Source organism: Flavivirga aquimarina, from assembly GCF_030540835.1.
In the GTDB taxonomy this organism is placed as follows: Bacteria; Bacteroidota; Bacteroidia; order Flavobacteriales; family Flavobacteriaceae; genus Flavivirga; species Flavivirga aquimarina.
The window spans coordinates 1-6,830 of record NZ_JAUOEK010000149.1 but is presented as its reverse complement, the minus strand read 5'-3'; the positions used below and the strand labels follow the sequence as shown (position 1 = coordinate 6,830).

Sequence of the window (6,830 nt, the reverse complement as noted above, 5' to 3'; positions counted from 1 at the left end):
AAAGTTCACTCTTTGTATGTTTTCCAATGCTAAGTTCGTCTAAAATTTTTAATTTGAAAGGTTCGCTGTAACGTCTAATTACTTTGTCATTTTTGTACATAATTGTGTTAAATTATGTAGCCTTTATTCAGGACGAGTCATGCTTATTGCTAACGTTGATGTGTATTAGAAGTTGCGTGTTTGTGTGCGAGGATTTTTCGAAGGAAAATCAGCAGCTAGCAAAAGAGCAACTCACATTGGTTAAGCACAAAATAGCAATTTTTTATAGGATACTATGTTGTGCCTTGTTTTTTTCTTGTTTAATTATTCCGATGACCTTTGTTAATTCATTCATACTGTTTTTTGAATTCACTCTAAACCATACCTCAATAAATACAAACCTAAAAGCCAAAATGAATAGAATGATTTTTAATGAAGTTTCGAATTCGCTCCGAATTAATGAAATAACAAATCCCGAAATAACAAATAAAACCAAAATCCCTGAAAGCAGTTTATATATTTTACTGATTTGAATTTTCAATATTCCATTTTTGTTTTCTAATTTTCCTTTCAGGATACAAAATGACCCAAATCTTTTTTTTGCTAATTTTATTTCAAAGCCATTTTGGTCAACCTTTCCGATAAATATTTTATTCCATTCCACAATAAATTGTTCGTCAGACAAAGTTTCCTTTTGTAAGTCGGAAAGAGTTTTCGAACACTCATTCTTTAAGCCAATTAAATACTTTGTTTCTGGAAATATTTTCAATTAGTTCGGTTTTTTTAAATGAGGCACAACGTCTCGTATATGAAATGTAGCGCTGAAAATAAGCGATAAATTTCGAATTATACACAAGCCGAATTTTTAAATTTTACTAATTATTTTGTTTTTGGGAATTTGTCAAATTTAAAAATTTGGTGACTTTCCAAAAATACCCAAACCTTTGTGCTAGCAATGACTTGCGCTATTTTTTATATACACTGTAGGTAGTTTTTTATTTTTCAATTTTTGTTATTCTATAAAATTTTTCTTTCATTCGAATGTAATCATCTCCGTTTAAATTCTTGGTTTCAAATTTCAATTTATTCAACTTCTTTCTAACATCTTCAATCTTGTCAGTTTCATAAATATTCACTTTACGGATTAAATTGATTCCTTCGGTTTCATTTTTGAAGTAAGTTCTTGAGTCAATTAGAGTAGCATAAGGTTCACTTTCTAAACGTTTTCTTTTGTATAGCAAAATATCTTTTCCGTTTATTATTTCTCCAAACACAAATCCGTTTTTTTCGTAAAAATACATTTCAATATCCATTAATTTGGTATGAACGAATTCTACTTTTATTTTCTTTTTTTCTCCTGCTTTATATTCTGTTGTTGTAGATTTCCCATCTTTTTCATCAATAACTTTAGTAGCAATCAAAACAGCATTTTTATCAGTTTCAGCTATTGTCTTTTTGGTTTCATTGAGCCAGTCGGTTTGTAGTCCGAAAATGACAAATATCAAAATGAAAAGTTTGTTCATTATATTGGTTTTTAATTCTGACTAACGTAAAATTATTGTGTTCAAAATCAACAATTTAAAATTAGTTGTTTTTTATCTCATTTTTCTCATCTTCGTTAGCCATAGTATTAAAGACTCTTTTGGAGTCTATGAGGGATTACCTACAACGGTTACATATATAAAATGTAGCGTTTAAATAAACGCCCCCCTTTCGAGGGTGTTTTTGTTTTATAAAGAAACAAAAAAAATAGTTTATTTAAACATAAGCTATGTTTTATAGCATCCATGAAAAAGCAGTAAGTCGAGTATCTTTAAAGATCATCAAAACAATGTAAGATATGAACACTCAAATTACTGCCCCATCAAAGTTATACATTGGAATAGACATACACAAACGCAGCTGGAAAATCCATTGTTCCACAGACCTGTTTAGTGGTAAATCCGTAAGTATGGAGCCAAAACCAGAAGTTTTGCATAAATATGTATTGAGACATTATCCGGAATATCAGGTGAGTGTTGCCTATGAGGCAGGCTGTTGTGGCTATTACGCACATCGTTGTTTTCAGGGTTATGGTTGGAAGTCCTTGGTGGTTAACCCTGCGGATATTCATCGCAAGGGCAAAAGAGAAACATACCAAGACCGACCGCATAGATGCACAGCTCATTAGTAGAGAGCTTAAAGACGTTAGTCAGGAATCGATCACAAATAAGATGCTGAGCAAGTTATATCAAAAAGAAAAAAGTGGTTTAAGTCAAAAAGAAAATAGTAACTTTGAAGTACCGATAGCTATCGGGATTGGCTAGTGTTTTTCATAGGACACGTTATTAACTACAGGGTTTTTAAACTTTTACTTAGTTCAATTATTCATTTTTATTCAATTAACTTTTGATAAAAATATTTTTCAAGATTCGTGTTAATTTATTTATTAAAAAGCATAATACTAATAATACTATTCCGATTATAATTGGCAGTATTCCTCCAAATGTAAATAACATTCCAATTACAAATCCTAATAGATATTCTGGCAAATGAACAGGTTTAAAAAAAGCAATAATAATAGGGGCAAGAATAAAGTATTGTAGAGAACTCGAAAAATTAAATTCCCATAGTAATGATGCTATGATTCCAAATAACAATGCAACTAGAAAACCTTTCAAAATTTTGCTATCATAATTTTCAAGGTTCGTTGGTTCAGACTTTATTATTTTATCTCGTCGTTTATTTATTAAAGACATTATTAACCAAGTTAACAATGGAATACTCAATAATCCCCAAAAATTGGAAATACCGGGCAAATCTTCTCTTGCTAATAGATGATGAGTTATCACTCCACCATTAAAATGCTCCCAAAGAATAAAAACTGAAGCTAAAATAAAAACTACTAGGATAATTGAAATTTTTTTGTTTAGTATTGATTCCATTTCTATATGACTAAATTGTGTTGTATAAACGAGACGAAAGTCATAAGATTTTGTTACAAGTTTTTATGGGATTTCAGAATATTCCTTGTTACTAACTGTTTGTGTAAGGATAGTTGCGTGATTAAGTAACTAACTTACCAAAACTGGAACGAACCAGAGGAAAATCCGTAGGATTTTCCGAGTAGGCGAGAACCAAGCAATTATTTTTACATTTTGTTGAACGTATTTATTCATTCAAAAGCGCTTCCATTTTTGAATTAAAAACGGAAGTTATTTCATCCCATTTTAAATCAATTTCATCAATACTACAATCACCTCCTAAATGGACGACAGCGACTTTTTTATTTGCAATAGTATCAATTCCGACTCCATAAACAGGAGCAATTCCACCAGAGGTTTTTAATAGAGTGTAATTATTTGATTTATAAAATTCAGAAGCGATATTTTTTGTCCGTTTTTTTAGTTCCCTTATTTCCTTCTCATTCAATTTCAACTCCTTACTATTCACAAAAGAATTCACACAAGAATATATGTCATTTAAGTCGGATTTGAGTTTCTTTTTAAGGCTAATTATTGTACTGTTATCTTCTAAACTTAGAATCGGAAGTTTCATAATGAATGAAACTTGATTATCCGCACCTTTTTGTTTATTCAGTTCCGAAATGAGTTTGTTCTCCTGCGCTTTAGTTGCGAGTGATAAAATCAGTAGGATTAATGTGAAAAGCGTTTTTCTCATATGTACAACGGTCGCGTATTAACCGTCAGTTACGGGTTAATATGCGTTAATTTTCGGTTTAAGCACTAGCCCTAGCAATTCCGAGTGGATTCGGACGTAGTCGAATCCGCCGTAATTGCGGTTATACATTGTGGTTAGTTTTTTATTTTCAGTTTTAAATATTTTATTTCTTTTTTACAGTTAGTTTGAAAATCAGATTCAAGTTTTAAATAATAAATATTCTCATTTATTTTTACATCTACGGTTCTCCAACCTTCAATTCCGATAACGTACTGTTCTTTAGTTTTTAAATCCGTTAACGCAATTTCTTCTTCTCCATAATAGTTTGAGTATGAAATAGCAATTTGCCCGTCAGATGTGATAGGTTTTCCCATAGTAAAGCAAGTGAGTCCATTTTTTAAGTCAACGGATAAAAATCCCCAACTTTCATATCCTGTGATTTCTATTAAAGCATTTCCACAATAAACTCCTTTGAATTTAAAATCTGAATATTCTTTTGATTTAACTTTATTTTTACAAGCTTTTAAGAGTCCTTTGTTAATTCCAATTCCATCATCTGCATTTGCTCGAAAAGTGTAGCAAGAATCTTTAAGTTTAAAAATTTCAGGATATGTTTTAGTCAGTTCAAGTTCAGATTTTGGTTGATAGTCAATGAGTTTTTCTGAAATTTCGACAACTTTTTCGTATTCCAATTTTTCAAGAAGTTCCGATTTCCCGTTTAGATTATTCGATAAATTTCGTATTTCAAAATCACAATCTTGAGACCAAGAAGTTTGGGAAATTGTAAGTAGAAATATTAAAATCAGTTTTCTGTTCATTGGTTTAGGTAAATTAACCATAACGTGTATGATTTCGTTGCGTGTTTCAGCAACTAAATTAGTAAACTAAAACGAACCAGAGGAAATTCCGAAGGAATTTCCAAGTAGGCGATAACAAGCAATTACTTATACCCTTGTTGTGCGTTCGTTTTTTATTTGACTTTCAGTTTACTTATTGTTTCCAAAATCCAATCTTCATTAACTTTTTTTGATTTTTTATTCTCTATGATTTTCTTTTCCAACAATGGGATGAAATCTTTATCATTAAATAATTCAATAGATTCCAAAATCAGTGAACCATTTTCATCTATGCTTTCAAGTTCAGTTTTTAAAACTTCCTTTATTTTTCTGTCTTTCCTTTTTGCTAATCCTGAAATCGCTTCTAATCTTGTAATTTCGTCTTTGTCTGTAATTCTATTCCACAATGCATTTCTGATTTCTTTAGTATCGTTTTCAATTTGCGTTGCTATTCCGAAAGTTGCCCAATTTTTGGTGTCAGAGTCTTTGTCGTTAGATAATTCAATTAAAGTTTTTATTGCGTTATCATTTTCCAAACAAGAAAGTGCAAGTGCCAATTCAAACCTAACATTAACAAACTTGTGAGTTTTGAATTCTATTAATTTTAAAACCTGTTGCTCATTTAAATTCTCATTATTATGACTTATAGAGGATAAAATTGCTGATATGACTTTTGGTGACGTCTCATTTTCTAATAATTCAAAATATAAATCTACTGTTTTGTCTTGTTGAAATCTTGGGTCAAAACCTAATTGAGCTAAAACATAAATTCCAATAATTTTCTCTTTTTCAATTTTAGATTTAGCAAGTTTGAAAGCTTTATTATAAACATCTTTATTTGGTCGCTTTCTTAATTCTCGAATATTTTCCCAAAAAGTCTTTTGCGTTTTATTATTCAGCAGTCGAGTGAATATTTTTTCAGATGTCCATTTTTTTCGACTCATTTTCTTTTTTTTCGAGTGTGTTGCTTAAATTAAACACAACGGTTTTGTGTATGATTAGTGGCGTGTTTAAGCACCTAATTTAGTAAATAAAAATCGAATAGAAAATCCGCGAGGATTTTCGTAAGTAGGCGATAACAAGCCATTAATTATACACGGCTGCCAACAGTATTTTTATTTATAAATTTTATTATTCTTTCAAAATATTCATCTCCTCCAGTTTTCCATACATTCAAGTGATTAGCATTTTCTATTTCTATAAATTCTTTTTTTGTACTTGGGATTTTTGAAAAATTATCTTTACCATATTGAATATTAATTCTTTCGTCTTTATTTCCGTGAATAATTAAAATAGGCTGTTCAATGTTTTCACAATATTTAATTGGTTTTGCTTCTTTTGGGTCAAAGTCAGCTATTTTTCCAGCCCTGTAAACTAAATAATTCGTTAGTGGTCTAATATTAAATCCAGCGTGATAGTTAAAGTAATCATTTGTTATTGTTTTAAAATCGGAAAACGTACTTTCTATTATTCCAAACTTAATTCGTTTATCATTTCCAAGAGCTTGTAAACCAATTGCTCCTCCTAAAGATTGCCCCCAAACTCCTATGTTTTCAGTTATTCCTTCTTTTTCTGATAAAACACTAATTAATTCAGAAACATCTTTTTTTTCTTTTACTCCGAAAGTACAATATGTTCCATTACTTTGTCCGTGAGCTCTTGAATCCAAGGCTACCGTATTGAAACCATGTTTTGATAGTTTAGTACTCAATTCAATAAAGCTTTCTTTTTTAGACCTAATTCCGTGTAATAAAATGATTGTTCCTTTTACTGTATCTAAACTTGAGTAAGTTAAATAACTTGATAATTTTGTATCATCAAAAGAATTAAAGTTGATGTATTTTCCATTTAGTTCATTATTCTCGAAAATTGGAACTTCTGTAATTAAATAATTACCTTTAATTAATTGTATGAGAGGATTCTTAATTTCAGTTATAAATCTAGGTACATAGAAATGCAAAAAAAGAAGTCCTGAAATTGTCAGAACTAAAAATATTCGTTTAAATATCCTCCTTTTTTGAGTTTTCTTCATATTGTTGGCAACGGTCTCGTATAAGAATAGTGCGGTTTTGTGTCCGAGGATTTTCCGCAGGAAAATCAGAGTGACCAAATAGGCACTAACCTTTGATTAAGTATTAAATTTAGCATTATTTTTATACATTGTGCCTGTTGCACAAACACAGGTTAAATATACAGAAAATTCGTATCTTGTTATATGCAAGGTAAAAAAGAATATCAAGAGAAATTATTCTCACAATTCCAACTTAGTGAACGTGTCCCCGAGCACAACTTTTATCGGCGATTAAAAGAGGTTCTGGATCTAGATTTTTTGTACCCCTTGACCAAGTGTTACTA

General features: G+C 30.3%; 8 protein-coding genes. 1 reads left to right on the top strand and 7 read right to left on the bottom strand.

Features of this window, described 5'->3' with window-relative positions:
* Positions 1–262 precede the first annotated feature (262 nt).
* Both Q4Q35_RS15850 and Q4Q35_RS15845 read right to left on the bottom strand, forming a co-directional pair.
* Complete coding sequence (locus Q4Q35_RS15850) at positions 263–748, bottom strand: hypothetical protein (RefSeq protein ID WP_303278981.1); 486 nt, start codon at positions 746–748, stop codon at positions 263–265.
* A gap of 226 nt (positions 749–974) precedes the next feature.
* On the bottom strand, positions 975–1,502 hold the full coding sequence (locus Q4Q35_RS15845; RefSeq protein ID WP_303278980.1) for a hypothetical protein: 528 nt from the start codon (positions 1,500–1,502) through the stop codon (positions 975–977).
* A gap of 501 nt (positions 1,503–2,003) precedes the next feature.
* On the opposite strand from Q4Q35_RS15845, the gene Q4Q35_RS15840 reads away from it, so the two are divergent.
* A complete protein-coding gene (locus Q4Q35_RS15840) occupies positions 2,004–2,285 on the top strand; it encodes a hypothetical protein (RefSeq protein ID WP_303278979.1) in 282 nt (93 codons plus the stop codon).
* 75 nt (positions 2,286–2,360) lie between these two features.
* On the opposite strand, the gene Q4Q35_RS15835 is transcribed toward Q4Q35_RS15840, so the two are convergent.
* The 5 genes from Q4Q35_RS15835 to Q4Q35_RS15815 form a co-directional block, all read right to left on the bottom strand.
* The gene (locus Q4Q35_RS15835; RefSeq protein ID WP_303278978.1) at positions 2,361–2,903 is read right to left on the bottom strand and encodes a hypothetical protein; all 543 of its coding nucleotides are present in this window, start codon (positions 2,901–2,903) and stop codon (positions 2,361–2,363) included.
* Between the two features lie 226 nt (positions 2,904–3,129).
* Positions 3,130–3,639 carry a hypothetical protein gene (locus Q4Q35_RS15830; protein ID WP_303278977.1) on the bottom strand — a complete coding sequence of 170 codons (510 nt, stop codon included), beginning with the start codon at positions 3,637–3,639 and terminating at the stop codon, positions 3,130–3,132.
* Between the two features lie 134 nt (positions 3,640–3,773).
* Positions 3,774–4,457, bottom strand: coding sequence for a hypothetical protein (locus tag Q4Q35_RS15825; RefSeq protein WP_303278976.1), 684 nt, complete (start codon positions 4,455–4,457; stop codon positions 3,774–3,776).
* Between the two features lie 152 nt (positions 4,458–4,609).
* Complete coding sequence (locus Q4Q35_RS15820; RefSeq protein WP_303278975.1) at positions 4,610–5,419, bottom strand: hypothetical protein; 810 nt, start codon at positions 5,417–5,419, stop codon at positions 4,610–4,612.
* Between the two features lie 146 nt (positions 5,420–5,565).
* Entirely contained in the window at positions 5,566–6,507 is a 942-nt protein-coding gene (locus Q4Q35_RS15815) for an alpha/beta hydrolase (protein ID WP_303278974.1), read from the bottom strand.
* Between the last annotated feature and the right edge of the window lie 323 nt (positions 6,508–6,830).

Bases quoted from the DNA above. Each gene is read 5' to 3' on its own strand.
- Q4Q35_RS15825 (WP_303278976.1), bottom strand. From the start codon at position 4,457: ATGAACAGAAAACTGATTTTAATATTTCTACTTACAATTTCCCAAACT.
- Q4Q35_RS15840 (WP_303278979.1), top strand. From the start codon at position 2,004: ATGAGGCAGGCTGTTGTGGCTATTACGCACATCGTTGTTTTCAGGGTT.
- Q4Q35_RS15820 (WP_303278975.1), bottom strand. From the start codon at position 5,419: ATGAGTCGAAAAAAATGGACATCTGAAAAAATATTCACTCGACTGCTG.
- Q4Q35_RS15830 (WP_303278977.1), bottom strand. From the start codon at position 3,639: ATGAGAAAAACGCTTTTCACATTAATCCTACTGATTTTATCACTCGCA.
- Q4Q35_RS15835 (WP_303278978.1), bottom strand. From the start codon at position 2,903: ATGGAATCAATACTAAACAAAAAAATTTCAATTATCCTAGTAGTTTTT.
- Q4Q35_RS15815 (WP_303278974.1), bottom strand. From the start codon at position 6,507: ATGAAGAAAACTCAAAAAAGGAGGATATTTAAACGAATATTTTTAGTT.
- Q4Q35_RS15845 (WP_303278980.1), bottom strand. From the start codon at position 1,502: ATGAACAAACTTTTCATTTTGATATTTGTCATTTTCGGACTACAAACC.